The organism is Azonexus hydrophilus, from assembly GCF_038368255.1.
In the GTDB taxonomy this organism is placed as follows: domain Bacteria; phylum Pseudomonadota; class Gammaproteobacteria; order Burkholderiales; family Rhodocyclaceae; genus Azonexus; species Azonexus hydrophilus.
Map to the genome: position 1 here is coordinate 688529 of NZ_CP151406.1, position 18940 is coordinate 707468.

Here is an 18940-nt window from a genome sequence, read left to right on the forward strand (position 1 = left end):
TGCCAATGACACGTAGACTGCTTGCCCTGATTTGCGCGCTTGTCCCGATGGCGCTCTCCGCGCAGACGATCTATCGCTGTACGGAAGCCGGTGGCGGGGTGCTGATTTCCAATACCCGCGTGCATAACAACTGCCAGGCCATCGTCAGCGAAGAGCGCAATACCGTTCCCGCACCGCGTGCGCCGGCGGCCAGGGCGGCAAGCAATCCGACACCGGCCGATTTCCCGCGCGTGCAGCAGGACACCCAGCGCTCCCGCGATGCCGACCGGCGCCACATCCTGGAGCAGGAACTGGCCGGCGAGCAACGCAAGCTCGATCAGGCGCGCAAGGAACTGGCCGAGCGCGAAGCCGCCAGCGGCGGTCTGGAACGTGCAGCCCCCTATCGTGACCGGGTTGCCCAGCACGAACGCAATCTGCAGGCACTGCAACGGGAGCTGGCCAATCTGCGCTGAGCGGAATTCTCCGGATAAATCATGAATGTCACCCATGCCAATTTCGCCGGGCTGGACCTGCTTGCCTCGGCGGTACTCCTGATCGACGACAGCCAGGCCATCCGCTATCTCAACCCGGCCGGCGAGAACCTGCTGGCGGTCAGCAGCCGCAGCGTCGTCGGGCGTCGTCTCGGCGATGTCTGCAAATGCTCGTCGACCCTGCAGTCGGCCATCGACAACGGCCTGCACAACAACTGGGGTTATACCGGCCAGAACATCGCGCTCGGCCGGGCCGATGGCGAGACCCTGCACCTCAACTGCACGGTGACGCCCTTGCGTCCCGATATCGCGGCCGGCATGCGCCTGCTGCTCGAATTGCAGCCGATCGACCATCACCTGGCGGCAAGCCGCGAGGAGCGCCTGATCGAGCAGCAGCAGGCCAACCGCGAACTGATCCGCAATCTGGCGCACGAAATCAAGAATCCGCTGGGCGGCATCCGCGGTGCAGCGCAATTGCTCGAACACGAACTCGGCAACCCGTCGCTGAAGGAATACACCCAGGTCATCATCAAGGAAGCCGACCGCCTGCAGGACCTGATGCAACGCCTGCTGACCCCGCATCGGGCGATGTTGCCGGCGACCGTCAATATTCACGAAATCCTGGAGCGGGTGCGCAGCCTGCTACGCGCGGAATTCCCCGAAAGCCTGCAGGTGCGCCGCGATTACGATACCAGCCTGCCGGAACTGGTCGGCGACCGCGAGCAACTGATCCAGGCGGTGCTCAACATCGCCCGCAACGCCGCCCAGGCGATGGCCGGGCAAGGCGAGATCATCCTGCGCACGCGTGCTCTGCGCCAGGTGACGCTGGCCAAGAAGCGTTACCGCCTGGCCATGGAAATCAAGGTCATTGATAACGGCCCGGGCATCCCCGAGGACATCCGCGAGCGCATGTTCTATCCGCTGGTCTCGGGGCGCGAGGGCGGCAACGGTCTGGGCCTGACGATTGCCCAGAATTTCATCCAGCACCATCAAGGCAGCATCGATTGCCATAGCCGACCCGGCGAGACGGTGTTCACCCTGCGCCTGCCGGTCGAGTCGGCCTGAGTCTTGCTAGAGCTAGCAGGACATCGCGATACAAGAGGCAAGAGAACATGAAACCGGTATGGATTGTTGACGACGACCGCTCGATACGCTGGGTGCTGGAGAAGACGCTGTCGCGGGAAGGCATCCCGTTCGAGAGCTTCGCTTCGGCCAGCGAGGCGATCAGCAGCCTGGAGGGCGGCTGCGAACCGCCGCAGGTGCTGATGTCCGATATCCGCATGCCCGGCCAGTCCGGCCTGGAGCTGCTGCAGGAAGTGAAGACGCGCCATCCGGGCGTGCCGGTGATCATCATGACCGCCTATTCGGACCTGGAGAGCGCCGTCGCGGCCTTTCAGGGCGGCGCGTTCGAATACCTGCCCAAGCCCTTCGACGTCGACCAGGCGCTCGAACTGATCCGTCGCGCCATCGACGAGTCGATGCACCAGAGTGGTGCGGCCGAGGAAGAGGGGCTGGTACCGGAGATTCTCGGCCAGGCGCCGGCCATGCAGGAAGTCTTCCGGGCCATCGGCCGGCTGGCGCTATCGCACGCCACCGTGCTGATTACCGGCGAGTCCGGCTCGGGCAAGGAACTGGTGGCACGTGCCCTGCACCGGCACAGTCCGCGCGCCGAACGTCCCTTCGTCGCCATCAACACTGCGGCGATTCCCAAGGATCTGCTCGAGTCCGAACTGTTCGGCCATGAGCGCGGCGCGTTTACCGGTGCCCAGGCGCAACGGCGCGGGCGTTTCGAGCAGGCCGAGGGCGGTACGCTGTTCCTCGACGAAATCGGCGACATGCCGTCCGAACTGCAGACCCGCCTGCTGCGCGTCTTGTCCGACGGGCACTTCTATCGCGTCGGCGGACATTCGCCGATCAAGGCCAACGTCCGCGTCATCGCGGCCACCCACCAGAATCTCGAAAGCCGGGTCAAGGACGGCCTGTTCCGCGAAGACCTGTTCCACCGGCTGAACGTCATCCGTATCCGTCTGCCGTCGCTGCGCGAGCGGCGTGAGGACATCCCGCTGCTGACCCGGCATTTCCTGCAGAAGAGCGCGCGCGAGTTGGGTGTCGAGCCCAAGCGGCTGTCAGAAGCGGCGCTCAAATACCTGTGCGGCCTGGATTTCCAGGGCAACGTCCGGCAACTGGAAAACCTCTGCCACTGGCTGACCGTGATGGCGCCGGGCCAGCAGGTCGAGGTCGGCGACCTGCCCAGCGAATTGCGCGAGGCTCCGCCGCAGATGCTGGTCGGTGACTGGGAAAAAGCGCTGGAAGGCGAAGTCGACCGCTTGCTGGCGCGCGGCGTTCCGGATGTCCATGGACTGCTGTCGCAGGCTTTCGAGCGCATTCTGATCTCCCGGGCGCTGACGCATACCGGTGGTCGGCGCATCGAAGCGGCGCAGGCCCTGGGTATCGGGCGCAACACGATCACGCGCAAGATCGCCGATCTGGGCATTGATGGCGGCAAGGAGTCGGCAGCGGAGTAAAATCTCCGCATGCCTTTAATCGATCCTGTACTGCTCAAGGAACGGCTGGCCGGGCAGGCTGGTCGTTTCGATGTCGATGCCCTCGACAGTTGCGATTCCACCAGTAGCGAACTGCTGCGCCGGGCGGCGCTCGGTGCCCCGCCCGGTACCGTCGTCGTTGCCGACCGGCAGCTCGCCGGCCGCGGTCGGCGTGGCCGTAGCTGGTCGTCTTCGCCTGCCGACAGCCTGACTTTTTCCCTGCTCTGGCGCTTGCCGGCCGGGCGCGTTCCCGGTGGTCTGTCGCTGGCGGTTGGTGTGGCGCTGGCCCAGGCGCTCGACGCGCTGGGGGCGAACGGCGTTCGCCTGAAATGGCCCAACGATGTCCTGCTCGCCGGCGACACTGGTTTTGCCAAGCTGGCCGGGGTGCTGGTCGAACTGGCCAGCGACCGGCGCGGTACGCAGGCCTGTATCGGTATCGGTATCAACCTGGCCCAGCCGGCGGGCGATTTTCCGCAAGCGGTGGCCGGCCTGAGCCAGGCCATGGCGCGCGTCCCGGAACGACATGACATGCTGGCGGCGCTGCTGCGGGCCCTGCTTGATGTGCTTGACCGCTTTGCCCAGGCCGGCTTCGCGGCGCTGAAAGACGACTGGCTCGCCTGGCACGCCTGGCAGGACCGCCCGGTGCAGTTGCTCGGCGAGGGCGAAGTGCCGTTGGTTGGCGTCTGTCGCGGGGTCGACGACGACGGCGCGCTGCTGCTCGAGACGGCTGCCGGCCTGTCGCGCATCCTGGCCGGCGACCTCAGTCTGCGTGCCGCATGATCCTCTGTCTCGACAGCGGCAACAGCCGCATCAAATTCGGTCTCTGGGGCGATGCTCGCTGGCTGCATGAGGGCGCACTCGACCATGCCGATTGTGCGGACCTGGCACGCCTGACGACGGACTGGCCGATGCCGGCGCGCATCATGCTGGCCAACGTCGCCGGCGCCGCTGCCGAACAGGCGATCCGGCAGGCGCTGGGGGCGTGGTCGACCAAGCTGACCGTAATCACCTCGACGGCCGCGGCCGGCGGGGTGCGCAACGGCTACCGGAACCCGGGGCAGCTGGGCGTTGATCGCTGGTGTGCGCTGATCGGTGCCCGTTCGCTCCTTCCAGGTGCCTTGCTGGTGGTCATGGCCGGTACCGCCACCACCGTCGACAGCCTCGATGCCTCGGGGCATTTCCTCGGCGGCCTGATCCTGCCCGGACAGCAACTGATGCTGTCGGCGCTGGCCAGGAATACGGCGGCACTGCCGTTTGCCACCGGGCAGCGGCAGGACTGGCCGCAATCGACCGATGATGCCATTGTCAGTGGGGCAATCGAGGCGCAGGTCGGCGCCATCGAGCGTGCCTGGGCGCGCTTGCCCGGCGCCGAGCGGGTTTGCCTGATTTCCGGTGGCAACGCGGCCTTGCTGACAAAGCATCTTGTCATGCCGTGCCGGCAGGCGGACAATCTTCCCCTACTCGGTCTGAAAGTGCTGGCCGACGAAACGTCTCCCGAGAGCTGACTGCCCATGGAAATCATTCCGGTTGCCGAACTCAAGATCGGCATGTTCATCGTCGAACCGGACTGCCCGTGGACGGATTTTCCGTTTGCCCTGCAGGGCTTCATCATTTCCTCGCCGGATCAGGTCGATCTGTTCCGGCAGAAATGCCGCTTTGTCCAGATCGATCGCACGCGTTCGCTGAACGAACACTACGCCGCACCCAAATCGCGCCTGGATCGCCCGCTGAAGTCTGCTCCACTGGTACAGAAGCCCGCAGAGGAAGAGCAGAGTGCCGCGCGCCGACGTCCCTTGTTCTCGGCCGAACAGGTCGAACGGCAACAGCGGCGGCGCCGCTTCCTGGATTTTTTGCACGGCCAGGAGGGCGATGCCCATGTTCAGTCGCTGAGTCGCGAACTGAGTTATGTCGAGCCGCGCTACGATGCCCTGCTGCAGTCCCTGCAGAAGACCTTCCAGCATGTGACGGCCGAAAAGCACTTCGATTTCGCCAATGTGCGGGAAGGCGTGCGCGATGTCGCCGGCAGCCTGCAGCGCAACCCGGATGCGGTGATGTGGCTGCTGCGCCTGAAAAGTCTGGACGACTACAGTTTCGATCACGCCATGGACGTCACGGTTCATGCCCTGTTGCTCGGCGGCCATATCGGCTGGCGCGGCCAGCGCCTGCTGGAGCTGGGGATCGCCGGCCTGCTGCAGGATGTGGGCAAGACCCAGGTACCGCCGGAGTTGCTGGCCAAGACCGATGCGCTCAATGACGAAGAACGCCACCTGATCCAGTCGCATGTGGCCAGTTCGCTGGAAATCCTGATGCAGCAGGTCAATCTGCCGGCCGAGGTGCTGCAGATCGTTTCCCGCCACCACGAGCGCTGGGACGGTAGCGGTTATCCGCAAGGCCTGGCGCTGGAGAAGATCGGCCTGGCGGCCGAGATTGCCGGTCTGGTCGATTCCTTCTGCGCGATGCTGCGCAACAAGCCCTACCGGGATGCCATCGGCCACCAGCAGGCGCTGGAGGAATTGTTCAAGTTGCGCGACCGGCAGTTCAACCCGGTGCTGATGGAGCAATTCGTCCAGTGCGTCGGGCTGTACCCGGTCGGTACGCTGGTCGAACTCAATAGCGGCGATGTCGGCGTGGTCATCCAGCAGAATCGCGTCCAGCGCTCACGCCCGCGCATCCTGCTGATGCTGGATGCCGACAAGGTGCCGGTGCGCAGTTATCAGGTGATCGACCTGCGCGATCCGGAACGCACTTCGGTGCGTATCGTCCGCGCCCTGCCCAATGACGCTTATGGTTTGTCTGCCCATGACTACTATCTCGGATAAGGACGCGGGTTATATCGACTTTCAGGCGTTCGGGTTGAGCGCCGAGGATCTGGTGTCGCTGTCCGGGCTGGCCGACATCTGGCGCATGGCGGTCCGGGAAATGCGGCCGGCCGTGGCCGACGATGCCGTCCTGCTCGCCTTTCTCGAACTGAGCGAGAACCTGCCGGTATCGCTGGCCGATCCGCTGTGGCAGCAGGCTTGGGTGCGTGACTGGCATGGTCTGCAAGGGCGCGGTTATGCGCTGGTCGAGATACTTCACCTGTTCTTCGCCTTTGTCGCGCGTTGTGAAGACGAGTTGCTGGGCGAGCGGGAAAGTGTCGGTCGGGTCGTGCTGGCCCTGTTTGCCTGCTTGCGGCGGGCGGTCATTGCCGCCGTCAGTTGTGCCATCGAGTTGGGCGAGGAAGCGCGCATGGACGCCGCCGGCATCCCGGGCGAGCTGGCCGCCCTGCGCTATTTGCGTGAACTGCAGGGGGCGGACCGTCAGGTCGGCCTGTTGTCGATTTCAGTGGTCAATCGCGATTCCTTCAATTACCTGGCGGCCAACGACCTGCAGCGCTTGCCGTCAATGCTGGCGGCGCGGATCGCCGACCGCCTGCGGGTCGAAGACAAGGTGTTCGCCGGGCGCGAGGGCGAATGGCTGGTCGTCCTGCCGGATGTCCACAGTCTGTCCCAGCCGGCGCTGGCGGCTGCCCATATCGGGCAGATGTTCACCGAGCCGGTCAGTCTGTTCAGCGGGGCGAGCATCATGGTGCGTGCCACCATCGGCGCCGCCATGCTCCCCGAGCATGCGCTCGATCCCGAAGGGGCGCTGCACGCCGCCCGCCTGGCGCGCTGGGCGGCTGGCAGCCGGCAGCAATCGTTTGCCTGGTTCGAGACCAGCCTCGGTGAGGACTGGCAGTTACGTTACCGCCAGGTCGATGCCTTGCATCAGGCGCTGCAGCAGGACGCGCTGACCCTCTATCTCCAGCCCCAGGTCGACTTGCAGAACGGGCGATGTACGGGAGCGGAATTGCTGCTGCGCTGGCGTGGCAGCGATGGTGCCTGGGTAGCGCCGCCGGCGGCGATCCGGATGATCGAGGAAAACGGCTGGCGGACCTTGTATACCGACTGGCTGCTGCGTGCCGCCATGCGTATTGCCAGTGAACTCGAAGCCGCCGGCGTGAACATCAGCCTGTCGGTCAACCTGACGGTCGGCGACATGGGCGACGAGGATTTGCCGGAATTGCTGGGGCAATGCCTGGAAACCTGGAAGCTGCCCGGTCAACGCTTCACCTTCGAACTGACCGAATCGGCCTTGCTGCTCGAGCGCGAAAAGGGGCTGGCGATCATGAACCGCATCCGGGCGCTCGGTTGCCGCCTGGCGCTCGACGACTTTGGCACCGGCTATTCGTCGCTGAGCTATCTGGTCAGCTTGCCGATGAACGAGATCAAGATCGACCAGTCATTCATTGAGGCCATGCTCAATTCGGCCGACAGCCTGCGCGTGGTCAGTACCATCGTCGATCTGGCGCGCGACCTGGGCATGGTGCCGCTGGCCGAAGGCGTCGAGGATGAAAAGCAGCGCAACCAGTTACTGGCCCTTGGCTGCAAGGCCGCACAGGGCTATCTTTACGGACAGGCGATGCAGCTGGCTGAATTCATCGACTGGTACCGGACGCAGGGGGAAAAGGGATGTCATTGACCGGATTCATCAAGAAGCAGTTCATCGATATCCTCGAATGGACCGAGAGTGACGACGGTACGCTGGCCTGGCGCTACCCAATGCGCGACAACGAAATCCAGAACGGCGCCAGCCTGACGGTACGTGAGTCGCAACTCGCGCTGTTTGTCGACGAGGGGCAGGTGGCCGATGTCTTCGGTCCCGGCCGCCATCGCCTGAGTACGGCCACCCTGCCGTTGCTGACCAACCTGCGCCACTGGGACAAGCTGTTCGCCTCGCCGTTCAAGAGCGATGTCTATTTCTTCTCGACCCGTCTGCAACTCGACCGGACCTGGGGCACGGCAACGCCCATCGTCATCCGCGATGCCGAGTTTGGTGCCGTTCGCCTGCGCGCCTACGGCATCTACGCCTACCGGCTGAGCGATCCGTTGCGTTTCCACCAGAAGGTGTCGGGCACGCGCGAGCATTACGGCCGCGACGATCTCGAAGGACAGTTACGCAACACCCTGGTCGCCGGGCTGACGACACTGTTTGCCGAATCGGGCATTCCCTTCCTTGATCTGGCAGCCAATCAGGATGCACTCGCCAAGGCGATGCGCGAGCGGGCTGCGCCGATGTTTGCCGAACTCGGGCTGGAACTCGAGTCCCTGGTCGTGCAGAACTTTTCCCTGCCCGACGAGCTGCAGAAAACGCTGGATCAGCGCATCAGCATGGGCATGCTCGGCGACCTGCAGCGCTACACCCAATACCAGGTGGCCAGCAGCATTCCCGACGCCGCCCGCAACGAAGGCGGTCTGGCTGCGCTGGGGGCGGGTTTCGGTTTCGGCCAGATGATCGGTCAGAGCGTCGGTGGCGCAACAGCGCCGGCCGCTGCCGCGGGCGCTGACGAAATCGTGGCGACGCTGGAAAAGCTGCACACCCTGGTCGGCAAGGGCGTGCTGAGCCAGGCCGAGTTCGACGCCAAGAAGGAAGAACTGCTGAAGAAACTCGGCTGAGCCGGGATCGGGCGATCCCGGCCAGCGTTCAGCGGACGTCGAAGCAGAGGTATTTCACTTCGAGGTATTCCTCGATCCCGTACTTCGAGCCTTCGCGGCCGACCCCCGACTGCTTGATGCCGCCGAAGGGCGCGACCTCGTTCGAGATCATCCCGGTGTTGACGCCGACCATGCCGTATTCGAGTGCCTCGCCGACGCGCCAGCTGCGGCCGATGTCGCGGGTGAAGAAATAGGCGGCCAGACCGAATTCGGTATCGTTGGCCATGGCCACGGCTTCTTCCTCGGTTTCGAAGCGGAACAGCGGGGCCAGCGGGCCGAAGGTTTCCTCGCGGGCGACCAGCATGTCGCGGCTGACATCGGCCAGCACGGTCGGCTGGAAGAAGTTGCCGCCGCGCTCGTGGCGGGCGCCGCCGCAGAGCACGCGGGCGCCCTTGGCGAGTGCATCGGCGACGTGGGCTTCGACCTTGGCCAGGCCGGCGGCGTTGATCAGCGGTCCCTGGGCGACGCCGCTCTCGGTGCCGGCGCCGACTTTCAGCGTCCGGCTGCGTTCGGCCAGCTTGCGGGCGAATTCCTCGTAGATGCCCGATTGCACCAGGAAGCGGTTGGCGCAGACGCAGGTCTGGCCGGTATTGCGGTACTTGGCGGCAATCGCGCCGTCGACGGCGGCATCGACATCGGCGTCGTCGAAGACGATGAAGGGAGCGTTGCCGCCCAGCTCCAGCGACAGTTTCTTGATGGTCGGTGCGCACTGGGCCATCAGCAGGCGGCCGACGGCGGTCGAGCCGGTAAACGACAGCTTGCGGACGATGGGGCTGGCGCACAGTTCATTGCCGATGGCCACCGGATTGCCGGTGACCACGTTGAACACGCCGGCCGGGAAGCCGGCCTGTTCGGCCAGAACGGCCAGCGCCAGGGCGGTCAGCGGCGTCGACTCGGCCGGTTTGACGACGACCGTGCAGCCGGCGGCCAGGGCCGGCGCCACCTTGCGGGTGATCATCGCCAGCGGGAAATTCCACGGCGTGATCGCGGCACAGACGCCGACCGGTTGCTTGACCACCAGCAGGCGGGTGTTAGACGCCGGGCTGGGAATGCTCTCGCCGTAGGTGCGCTTGGCCTCCTCGGCAAACCATTCGACGAAGGACGCGCCATAAATGGCCTCGCCCTTGGCTTCGGCCAGCGGTTTGCCGCCTTCGGCGGTGATCAGGGTGGCGAGGTCGTCGGCATGGTCGAGGATCAGCTTGTTCCAGGCCTGCAGCAACTGCGCCCGGCGGCGTGCCGTGAGCGCCCGCCAGGCCGGCAGGGCGGCGTCGGCCGCGGCGATGGCGCGCTGCGTTTCGGCGGCGCCGCAGCGGGGCACGCGGCCGATCTCCCGGCCGTCCGCCGGATCGACAACGGTCAGGGTCTGGCCGTCGTCGGCAGGGATCCATTGCCCGCCGATCAGGTTGGTCGTACGGAGTAGATTCATGTTCTGCAAGTTCATGGGCTTGAAAAATCCTGTAAAAACGTTAAGTTATAAATAACTTCAAGAAATGACCTTAATAATGCGCCAGTCCCTTTCCTGCCTGCTGCTGATCTCCGCGCTACTCCTGAGCGCCTGCGGCAGCCCGCTGCCGCGCAGCGCCGACGGCAGGGGAACTATAACCCAGCCGCCCCGGGCGGTCAGCGGCGAGGCCGCCGAGGTGGTGATGTACGCGATGTCCTTGATCGATACCGGCTACCGCTTCGGCGGCAAGAATCCCGAAGCTGGCCTCGACTGCAGCGGCATGGTCAGCTACATCTTCGACCAGGCCACCGGGCGCCGGGTTCAGGGCAGTGCCGCCGACATCGCCCGCCAGGGGCGGCCTGTACCGCGCGAGCAATTGCGTCCGGGTGATCTGGTCTTCTTCAATACGATGAACCGGCCGTTTTCCCACGTCGGCCTGTACATCGGCGACGGCCGCTTCATCCACGCGCCCTCGACCAATGGCCGGGTGCGCATCGAAAACATGAGCAGCAGCTATTTCGCACAACGCTACGAGGCGGCGCGGACGCTGCTCGATTGATCAGGCCAGGCTGGCGTCCTCGATGGCGGCATTGACCTGCTGGCGAAGACGGTCGAGGTCGTCCGGTGAAATTCCCAGATAGTCGATTGCCCGTTCGAACAACGCGCTGCCGACCTCGAGGTCTTCCCCTTGCTGGATTTCCGCCAGCAGGTGCTCGGCCACCTGGGTCACCGCGATGAACGACAGCGCGCCGCCGGGCAGCGTGCGATCCGGCAGGTCGTAGGCATCCGGTTCGTGATGGAAACGGATGGCCTGGCCGAGAATCGGCGGCAATCCCCAGTTGCGGACCAGCAGCGAGCCGACGATCGGGTGTGTGCAGGGGAAGAACTGGGCTTCCGCCTGTTCCAGCAGCATGCCTTCACGCTCGCATTTCTCGAGCACTTCGCCGTAATTGGGGAAGCGCTTCATCATCAGCGGAATCGCCGCGTCGTGGAACAGCGTGTAGGTGTAAGCGGCATCCGGTGAAATCCCGTACAGCCGGCGGGCGATCAGGCTGGCGGCCAGGGCCATCATGCTGGTGCGCCGCCAGAACTGCTCCAGCCAGGCCGCCGGCAGGCCGGTGATGCTGGCGCGCAGGGCCGAAGCCACCACGACGCAGACAATATTTTTCGTCCCCAGTCGCTCGACAGCATTGCGCACGCTCGAAACCGCCCGGCCGCTACCGTACAGCGGCGAATTGGCCAGCTTCAGCGCCGCCGCCGACATCCCGGGGTCGGCGGTGATGATGTCGGCCAGGCGGCGGATATCCGGTTCATCCTTCTGCGCTTCACTCATCGCCTCGGTCAGGACGCCGGGGCAAACCGGGATATCGACCGAAGCCATGACCTTGTTCAGGTCGTCATGACTGAGTTCATAAGTCTTGTTGTGTGCCATATGTTTTGTTTTTGTCATTTAAGTTATTTACCGATAGCATATTCGATCGCCTGCCATGGACGCAAGGGGGCACTAAGGAGTAGAATCCGCACTCATTTTCCGCCCGTAGCTCAGCTGGATAGAGTACTGCCCTCCGAAGGCAGGGGTCGTGCGTTCGAATCGCGCCGGGCGGGCCAAGATATCAACGGGTTAGGTGATCGACACCTAGCCCGTTTTTCTTTTGTGACCATACTGTGACTATTCTGCGACCAGTATGTGACTACGTTCCTTGCGAACGATCTCGCAGATTCTCGATTCGACTACTGCATGCAGTGACTGTTACTTCCAGTCACGCACGGGTTATTTGTCATTTCCCGACTTCTCCACGACCTCGCTGTCGGGAATGTATTCCGCCAATTGCTCGATTCGACACCCAAAAAACGCGCACAACTTGTCGAGATGGTCTGTCAGCGTGCCATAGCCGCGCTGATTGACCATCTTCGACAGGGTGACCCGACTGATGCCAGTGGCTTCTGCCAGCTCTATAAGGGTGACGCGTCTCCCTTCCTTGAACTGCTTCTCAGCGAGTAATTCTTGTATGCGGTAGCGAATCATTGTTTGCTTAGTTTAACAGAAGAAAAAATAGGCTTGCATCGGATAAAGGTTGTGTTAAATTAGTTTTACGTTGATATGCATAGACAAACCAACGTTCTTCTAAACAATCGAGGAGTATCCAAGATGTCACTGACCTACCTTACAACTGATGAGCTATCTGCTCGGATCAAATACGATTCCCGCACTATTCGTGATCGCCTGAAAGACAGCGTCTTGCATGAGGGCGTGCATTACATCCGCCCTTTTGGTGGTCGAAAGATTCTGTTTATTTGGGAAAAAATCGAGGAAGACATGGGCCGCATCGCTGCGCCTGGGTTTGGTATTCCCATGGCAAACGGGGGGATCTGTCATGGCTAGTATTCAGAAGCGGAAAGAGACTGGGCTGCTGATTGTCGATTTTTACTTCCAAGGTCAGCGCTGCCGCGAACAAACTGCGCTGACCGATACCGCTGCTAACCGGAAGCGATTGGGCAAGGTGCTTGAGAAGATTGAGGAGGCCATCAATAGCGGCACCTTCGACTACCGGCAGTTTTTCCCCTCAAGCAAGAATGCGGCGAAGTTCGATCAAGTGTCGAACCCGGTTGCCCATTTGCCGACAGAGGGTGGAGTTGCGAGCGGTACGGGGCTTGTTGTACCGACTCCACGATTCGCAGACTTCGTGGAAGTCTGGTACTCGGAAAAAGAGATCGAGTGGCGAACCTCTCATAAGAAGACGGTGCGCGATGACATCGACAAGAGGCTGATTCCCCAATTCGGAGATAAAGCGGTCGGCGGTATCACCAAGGCTGACATTCTTGCGTTCCGTGCAGATCTCGCCAAAGTTCAGGCACGGGGCAAGGAAGTTACGCTGTCTAACCCGCGTATCAACAAGATATTGAATCCGCTGCGGCAAATCCTCTGCGAAGCCGCCGACCGCTTCAATTTTCGCACGCCGTTCCAGAACATTAAACAGCTCAAGGTCAAACGGACTGATGTCGATCCATTTTCCCTTGAAGAAGTGAAAACGATCATCGGTACGGTTCGTGCCGATTTCAAACACTACTTCACCGTTCGGTTTTTCACCGGCATGCGTAGCGGTGAAGTTCATGGTTTGAAGTGGAAATATGTCGACTTCGAGCGGCGTTTAATTCTGGTTCGGGAAACGGTCGTCGGCGGTGAAGAAACCTACACCAAGACCGATTCGTCGCAGCGCGAGATCCAGATGTCACAAGTGGTTTTCGACGCGCTGAAGGAGCAAGAGAAGAGCACGCGCAACATTTCCGGTTTCGTGTTTTGCAATCGGGAGGGGCTCCCGCTCGACTACAAAAACGTCAACAACCGTGTCTGGAAGCCATTACTGCGCCACCTTGGTTTGAAGGTCCGGCGGCCCTATCAGTGTCGGCATACCGCTGCGACCCTTTGGCTGGCTGCAGGGGAGAACCCAGAGTGGATTGCTCGGCAATTGGGGCATACCACGACGGAAATGCTGTTTCGCGTCTATTCGCGTTACGTCCCAAATCTGACGCGGCGCGATGGCTCTGCCATTGAACGCCTGCTTGCCGCCAATCTTGGCGCTGAAGTGACTACCAATTTTGTGCAAGGAGCCTGACCATGCAAACCAATACGTTTCCAACCTACTTTCGCCTGGTCAGCCTTGTGCGCCTGCCGCTGAAAGGCAGCCGCGAGATTTTGAACGAGGCAGTTCTTTATCATGACGATGCGCAGATCACAGCAGTCTGGACGTCAAGTCATGTCGATAGCCGTCTTAAGCGGGGCTGCTGTGTGGCACTGCGTGGCGCATGTACGAGCCAGCTGGAAAATGGTCGACTTCCTGTCAGCCGTGTTGAGTTGATTGATAAGCCTATTTCGGCCGTAAATCCATTCCAGACCGTTCCCGTTGCCTGGTGCCCCGATCGAGTTCTTGTGCAGAAGGCTGCGGTACTCTGGAGCCAGATGGGGAGGTCACTGCAACATCTGTTCAATGCGGTGATGTGGGATGGAGGGCGTTTCTACCGCTACATCACTGGGCCCTTGGGTTCGAGTGATTACCCGTGGGCGCCCGGACGAAACTTCAAACACGCGGTGGCTGTGACAGAAAAGGCTGCCGTACTTACCCGCGGGCTTCCAGATATCTCGAATCAAGTCCTGATTGCAGCTGCATTACTGCACGATGCTGGGAAAGCTGATGACTACCGTCTGTCTGCCGAAGGTTATGTCCTCTCTGATCGTGGTTACTGGATTGGTTATCAGAACACGATCCTTGAGTGGTTGGCAGTTGCCAGGAGCCGGGTCATTGTGTCAGATGCCCAATACCTCGCCTTGGTGCACGCACTGATTGCTCGGCGTACCTATGAATCGAGAAGCGGCCTCTCTATAGAGGCAACCTTGTTGGCCACTGCCGATCGTTTAACCAACGAAGCGGTGTCCCCAGCTTTCGGTAGCTAGGAGGGACAAAAGATGGCTTCAACGATTCTTGATGAGCAGGCATTTTCCTGGGGAATCCTATTTGCTTTGGCTGCTGTGCTCTTCTTGCTAGTGCGAGCGCTAACTGAATATGAAGATGCGGTGAATCGAGCCGCCAAACGACGAGCATTCGTTAGCAGCGTAGCGGCTGTTGCACTAATGGTTGGGGGAAACTGGCTGGTCTACGACCACTTCAGTCGGAGTTTCGCGAGTTTCATGGTCTTCCCTTTAGTGCTGATTGCCGGTGGATTCTTGTTGCTTGGCACGCCGTGGTTTTATCGCAAGTACGGAGGGCGGGTTAAGCCGCAACCTGCGGAATTTCCAGCCATCGGGGTAGAGTACGCAACACGAGAACAGCAGGGAAAACTCTGGGATGAACTGCATGCACTGCCTCATTTCGTGGAGACAGTGAATGGTGATCTGATTAGTCTGGCGACCGGTGATCGAGTGTATTGGACGAGCTGTAACGCGGAAATTTGTTTGGCGATCGAGTTCAAGCCTGGCAACGCCATAACCGTTGCACGATACCAAACCCTGCAAGGGTATGTCCGGGTGCAGCGCAATATTGCTCAGTGTCTGTCGGCAGCCAATCCTGCGATGAAGGAGGAAGGGTATGGAATTATCGTTTAAGTCGCGTTACCTCGCCGAGTGGAATCGATTAAATCCGCGGTCCGTGAGTGCGAGTGGTACACCAGCGAGAGCATTTCTTCATGCAATGCAGGATGGCGCCGTTGGGTACTTTGCACCATTAAGGCTGCTTGCTTGGCTTGTGCTTCGATCCTGGCGTAGGTGAGAGAAGGTCCCCGCAACCCGGGGGCCATTTTCATGATTAACAGATCATGTCCTTGGGCTAGATGCCAGTTTTTGTGAGAGTCGTAGTCATGAACAGAGTGCTGAAAGTTTCGGTTGTCGCGGAAGAAGATGTCTTTGTTGCCCGTTGCCTCGATGTCGAGGTAGCAAGCGACGGAGTGACCGAACAAGAAGCGCTGTCGAATCTCCAGCAGGCTTTGGAACTCTATTTTGAAGGTGATGATGTTTCGATCTCAGTTGGACCATGATTTCGATCGCTGGTCGGTGCCGAACTTCACAAGAGTGAATCGTACCGGCCTTTGAGGGGTACTTGCGATGACTGCTGTCCAGTGCTTTCGACCTAATCTGGACCTTCATCTGCCGCGCACAGCAATGACAGGTTACTGAGTCGAGCGGTCGTTCGGAGCTATGCTCGTACTACCGCACCTCGGCCAAAGCCGACCTTGCTTCAGCGCTAAGGATCAGACAGCAATGTGATGATTAGCTGCCACTCGGCAACTGATGGTGCTCAATGGAAACGTCGTTAGTAGCGTGGAGCGGTGTAGCCAGATCCGTGGTTCCGGTGAGTGAGTGCTTTCTGGTGCTATGTCGAATTTCTCCCCGGCTAAGAGCGAAGGAACGCTGCCAAATGAGTATGTAGGTATTTTTCTGCGCCATGTTGTATGGCAATTCTTGCCTGCACACCATTGCTCGGTATAATTTGCCCATCGCACAAGTCGATGCGAGCTGCCCATCTAGGCTCATCTGGTTCGCCGGAACGACATTTTTTTGTTTTGCAATCGTCTTCCCCATGGTTTTGCGGGTAGCGGCAATGGGCACTGCTTTTCCGCGTTACGACATGGAGAACGTATGCAAACCAACACCATCAGTGCCACCGCGTTAGAAAAGCTTAAGCGGCAGGCCAAGCAACACCGCGGCACTACCGGCTTACCACTCGCCGCATCCTTGGAGGCTGTCGCTCAACAAGCTGGCTACCTTAGCTGGAAGCAAGTCACCATGCTGGCCAGCATCCACAAAACGCGTCTCATGCCTACGTCGCATCGCCGGCGAAGCCATTGGGTAGCCGGCGGTAGCCCTAGACTGCACCAATGCAAAACGGTAGAGGAACTTTGCGACATGTTGGGTAGGGTTGAGCCGGTATTACTACGCAGCCATTGTGATGAATCCCGTCCTGGCGCTCGTTGTCTTTGCGAACTGGATCCCTTTGTTACGGCCAAACGCGCTAACGTGGATATCGACATCGGTGACAAAGATGACATCTGGAACTACCTTTACTTGCTGGATAGGCCTTATTCCGGTGTCAACATTGTCGATGTGCGTGTCAATTTGGGCCTTGGCTCCCATGGTTATTACCTAAACGAACAATTGTTGCTCAATAGCAATAATGACCGCAGCAATAGCCTCAACCCCAATAATGACGCCCATCGTCATGCGCTGAACAACCATGCGAACCAACTTAATCCCAACAACAAGCGCTTTGGATCCTGACGCCTAAAACTACTACCTGCCGCTCTGGGGTTACTCTGCGCTCGCCCTCTTCCGGAGGTCCAAGGTCCTTAACTCGCTACAAGGGCTTCCCCATTTTCCGCAAGCGTTCTGAAGTTTTATCGTTTCATTCCTGTTCCTGAATTCTCTCTGTTCATCGAACCCTGCCGTGTCGGTGCGAGAAGGTGAAGGACTGCGGTACTACAACCGGTCATGCTGGGCTTTTGCCCGGACCCTGATGAAAGACGCGCGCGGGGGCCTCATTCGTTAGCCGGGAGTCGCTTGCCTCCCCTGGAGTTAATCAGGCTCTCCCCGCGCGGGTCCAACCCGCTTCTACAAGGGCTTCCCCATTTTCCGCAAGCGTTCTGAAGTTTTATCGTTTCATTCCTGTTCCTGAATTCTCTCTGTTCATCGAACCCTGCCGTGTCGGTGCGAGAAGGTGAAGGACTGCGGTACTACAACCGGTCATGCTGGGCTTTTGCCCGGACCCTGATGAAAGACGCGCGCGGGGGCCTCATTCGTTAGCCGGGAGTCGCTTGCCTCCCCTGGAGTTAATCAGGCTCTCCCCGCGCGGGTCCAACCCGCTTCTACAAGGGCTTCCCCATTTTCCGCAAGCGTTCTGAAGTTTTATCGTTTCATTCCTGTTCCTGAATTCTCTCTGTTCATCGAACCCTGCCGTGTCGGTGCGAGAAGGTGAAGGACTGCGGTACTACAACCGGTCATGCTGGGCTTTTGCCCGGACCCTGATGAAAGACGCGCGCGGGGGCCTCATTCGTTAGCCGGGAGTCGCTTGCCTCCCCTGGAGTTAATCAGGCTCTCCCCGCGCGGGTCCAACCCGCTTCACATCAACGCTGCAGTGCTTCGCTGGTCTTGGGCCGCCAGCGAACGGCCGGTGATTCCTTTCCTGTTTTTCCTACAGACGCTTTTGCTTTTCCGCCGCTTACGCAGTGGCGAGTCGGAAATCTTCGCCGTAGTGCATGACCGCCCAGGCCAGCCGCAGGTTCTTGGCGGCGATGGCGACCGCCGCTTTCCAGTAACCCCGTCGTTCAGCCAGGTTCCTGGCCCAACGACTGAACCGGTCTTGCTTGTCGCCGAGTCCAGCTAGAACGGATCGGGCGCCCATCACCAACAGACTGCGCAAGTAAGCATCTCCAGCTTTGGTGATCCTGCCCAGCCGGGCTTTGCCGCCACTGCTGTATTGGCCAGGAACAAGTCCGGCCCAGGCGGCGAGCTGCCGACCGTTCTTGAAGTCGTGACCGCCGCCCAGGCTGGCGACCAGGGCGCTGGCTGTGGTTGGGCCAATGCCCGGGAGTTGCATCAAGAGTCGGCTGCGGTAGTCTTGTTTGGCGGCTTGGGCGATGGCTTTGTCGTACTCGTCGATGCGTTCGTTGAGCCGGTCGGCGTGTGCAAGCAGGTCGCCGACACAGCGATTCGCCCAGCCCGGGAGTACTTCGAGATGGGCACCGATTTCCCGGCGCAGGGGTTCCACCTTCTGCGGCAGGACAATGCCGAATTCACTGATCAGGCCGCGCAAGCGGTTATAGAGCGCGGTGCGTTCTTCGACAAAGCCTTGCCGGGTGCGGTGCAGACAGAGAATGGCTTGCTGGTCGACGTCCTTGACCGGTACGAAGCGCATGTTCGGCCGAGTGACAGCTTCACAGATGGCGGCGGCATCAGCGGCATCGTTCTTCCCGCGCTTGCCACTCATCCGGTACGGCGCCACGAACTTCGGAGCCATCAACTTCACGGTGTGGCCGAAGCGGCTGAACTCTCTTGCCCAGTGGTGCGCACCAGAGCAGGCTTCCATGCCGATCAGACAAGGCGGCAGCTGAGCGACCATTTCGAGCAATTGGCCACGAACTACTTTCGGTTTAATAAAAATGGCTTTGCCATACTGGTCAACGCCATGCAAAGCGAATACATTCTTGGCAAGATCGATGCCTACGGTGACAATATTCATGGACTTCCCCTTTCGAACGAATGATTTGGTGTGGAAACTCAATCATGTCAGCAACTGCTGCCAGCGGCTTCCGCCGCTACCTCGGGACGGGGAAGTCCCTTTCATTCGTTCGTGGCGCGATCGTTTGACGAGAAATTTTGTTTTGTGCATTGGCGATAGCAGAGAGGAATTGTTTTCTGTTCCTGCCCAATGTACTTGCTGAAGCTTAAGGCCCCCTGAAAGCCACTCAAATTCTTAGCGGCATCGT

The 18940-nt window shown here is 60.6% G+C and carries 19 protein-coding genes and 1 tRNA gene; 16 read left to right on the top strand and 4 right to left on the bottom strand.

Going from position 1 to position 18940, the window contains the following annotated elements; genetic code table 11:
• The first annotated feature begins 5 nt into the window (after positions 1 to 5).
• Genes AADV58_RS03325 through AADV58_RS03360 form a run of 8 tightly spaced genes read left to right on the top strand, consistent with a single transcriptional unit; the run spans position 6 to position 8487 of the window.
• Positions 6 to 452 (top strand): DUF4124 domain-containing protein, encoded by a 447-nt coding sequence (locus tag AADV58_RS03325; protein WP_028994770.1) that lies wholly within the window; start codon positions 6 to 8, stop codon positions 450 to 452.
• A gap of 21 nt (positions 453 to 473) precedes the next feature.
• Positions 474 to 1535 (top strand): nitrogen regulation protein NR(II), encoded by a 1062-nt coding sequence (glnL, locus tag AADV58_RS03330; RefSeq protein ID WP_043421147.1) that lies wholly within the window; start codon positions 474 to 476, stop codon positions 1533 to 1535.
• Between the two features lie 47 nt (positions 1536 to 1582).
• On the top strand, positions 1583 to 2995 hold the full coding sequence (gene ntrC / locus AADV58_RS03335) for a nitrogen regulation protein NR(I) (RefSeq protein ID WP_028994772.1): 1413 nt from the start codon (positions 1583 to 1585) through the stop codon (positions 2993 to 2995).
• 9 nt (positions 2996 to 3004) lie between these two features.
• On the top strand, positions 3005 to 3793 hold the full coding sequence (locus AADV58_RS03340) for a biotin--[acetyl-CoA-carboxylase] ligase (protein WP_028994773.1): 789 nt from the start codon (positions 3005 to 3007) through the stop codon (positions 3791 to 3793).
• The gene (locus AADV58_RS03345; protein ID WP_028994774.1) at positions 3790 to 4518 is read left to right on the top strand and encodes a type III pantothenate kinase; all 729 of its coding nucleotides are present in this window, start codon (positions 3790 to 3792) and stop codon (positions 4516 to 4518) included. Before AADV58_RS03340 ends, AADV58_RS03345 begins: the two co-directional genes overlap by 4 nt.
• Before the next feature lie 6 nt (positions 4519 to 4524).
• Positions 4525 to 5832: an HD-GYP domain-containing protein gene (locus tag AADV58_RS03350; protein WP_341744083.1), complete on the top strand. Its 1308-nt coding sequence runs from the start codon at positions 4525 to 4527 to the stop codon at positions 5830 to 5832.
• Entirely contained in the window at positions 5813 to 7513 is a 1701-nt protein-coding gene (locus AADV58_RS03355; RefSeq protein WP_341744084.1) for a GGDEF domain-containing phosphodiesterase, read from the top strand. Before AADV58_RS03350 ends, AADV58_RS03355 begins: the two co-directional genes overlap by 20 nt.
• Positions 7504 to 8487, top strand: coding sequence for an SPFH domain-containing protein (locus AADV58_RS03360; RefSeq protein ID WP_281981980.1), 984 nt, complete (start codon positions 7504 to 7506; stop codon positions 8485 to 8487). Before AADV58_RS03355 ends, AADV58_RS03360 begins: the two co-directional genes overlap by 10 nt.
• A 28-nt stretch (positions 8488 to 8515) precedes the next feature.
• Here AADV58_RS03360 and AADV58_RS03365 read toward each other — a convergent pair whose 3' ends face one another.
• Positions 8516 to 9967, bottom strand: coding sequence for an NAD-dependent succinate-semialdehyde dehydrogenase (locus AADV58_RS03365; protein WP_341744085.1), 1452 nt, complete (start codon positions 9965 to 9967; stop codon positions 8516 to 8518).
• Between the two features lie 61 nt (positions 9968 to 10028).
• Here AADV58_RS03365 and AADV58_RS03370 point away from each other — a divergent pair, with 61 nt between their 5' ends.
• The gene (locus tag AADV58_RS03370; RefSeq protein ID WP_043421151.1) at positions 10029 to 10529 is read left to right on the top strand and encodes a C40 family peptidase; all 501 of its coding nucleotides are present in this window, start codon (positions 10029 to 10031) and stop codon (positions 10527 to 10529) included.
• Here AADV58_RS03370 and AADV58_RS03375 read toward each other — a convergent pair whose 3' ends face one another.
• Entirely contained in the window at positions 10530 to 11402 is an 873-nt protein-coding gene (locus tag AADV58_RS03375; RefSeq protein WP_341744086.1) for an HDOD domain-containing protein, read from the bottom strand. It abuts the gene before it with no gap.
• A 99-nt stretch (positions 11403 to 11501) separates the two neighbouring features.
• Between AADV58_RS03375 and AADV58_RS03380 the strand changes: the two genes are divergently transcribed.
• Positions 11502 to 11578, top strand: a tRNA-Arg gene (locus tag AADV58_RS03380).
• A 163-nt stretch (positions 11579 to 11741) separates the two neighbouring features.
• Here AADV58_RS03380 and AADV58_RS03385 read toward each other — a convergent pair.
• Positions 11742 to 11996, bottom strand: coding sequence for a helix-turn-helix transcriptional regulator (locus tag AADV58_RS03385; RefSeq protein WP_341744087.1), 255 nt, complete (start codon positions 11994 to 11996; stop codon positions 11742 to 11744).
• A gap of 123 nt (positions 11997 to 12119) precedes the next feature.
• Here AADV58_RS03385 and AADV58_RS03390 point away from each other — a divergent pair, with 123 nt between their 5' ends.
• The 6 genes from AADV58_RS03390 to AADV58_RS03415 all read left to right on the top strand — a co-directional run bounded on the left by AADV58_RS03390 (position 12120) and on the right by AADV58_RS03415 (position 16736).
• Positions 12120 to 12353 (top strand): hypothetical protein, encoded by a 234-nt coding sequence (locus AADV58_RS03390; RefSeq protein ID WP_341744088.1) that lies wholly within the window; start codon positions 12120 to 12122, stop codon positions 12351 to 12353.
• Positions 12346 to 13584 (top strand): Arm DNA-binding domain-containing protein, encoded by a 1239-nt coding sequence (locus tag AADV58_RS03395; protein ID WP_341744089.1) that lies wholly within the window; start codon positions 12346 to 12348, stop codon positions 13582 to 13584. Before AADV58_RS03390 ends, AADV58_RS03395 begins: the two co-directional genes overlap by 8 nt.
• A 2-nt stretch (positions 13585 to 13586) precedes the next feature.
• Positions 13587 to 14420, top strand: a complete 834-nt coding sequence (locus AADV58_RS03400) for an HD domain-containing protein (RefSeq protein ID WP_341744090.1) — start codon at positions 13587 to 13589, stop codon at positions 14418 to 14420.
• A gap of 12 nt (positions 14421 to 14432) precedes the next feature.
• Positions 14433 to 15068, top strand: a complete 636-nt coding sequence (locus AADV58_RS03405) for a hypothetical protein (RefSeq protein WP_341744091.1) — start codon at positions 14433 to 14435, stop codon at positions 15066 to 15068.
• A gap of 251 nt (positions 15069 to 15319) precedes the next feature.
• Positions 15320 to 15496: a hypothetical protein gene (locus AADV58_RS03410; protein WP_341744092.1), complete on the top strand. Its 177-nt coding sequence runs from the start codon at positions 15320 to 15322 to the stop codon at positions 15494 to 15496.
• Positions 15497 to 16097: 601 nt separating this feature from the next.
• On the top strand, positions 16098 to 16736 hold the full coding sequence (locus AADV58_RS03415) for a hypothetical protein (protein ID WP_150430601.1): 639 nt from the start codon (positions 16098 to 16100) through the stop codon (positions 16734 to 16736).
• Between the two features lie 937 nt (positions 16737 to 17673).
• Here AADV58_RS03415 and AADV58_RS03420 read toward each other — a convergent pair.
• Entirely contained in the window at positions 17674 to 18693 is a 1020-nt protein-coding gene (locus AADV58_RS03420) for an IS110 family transposase (protein ID WP_341744093.1), read from the bottom strand.
• Positions 18694 to 18940 lie beyond the last annotated feature (247 nt).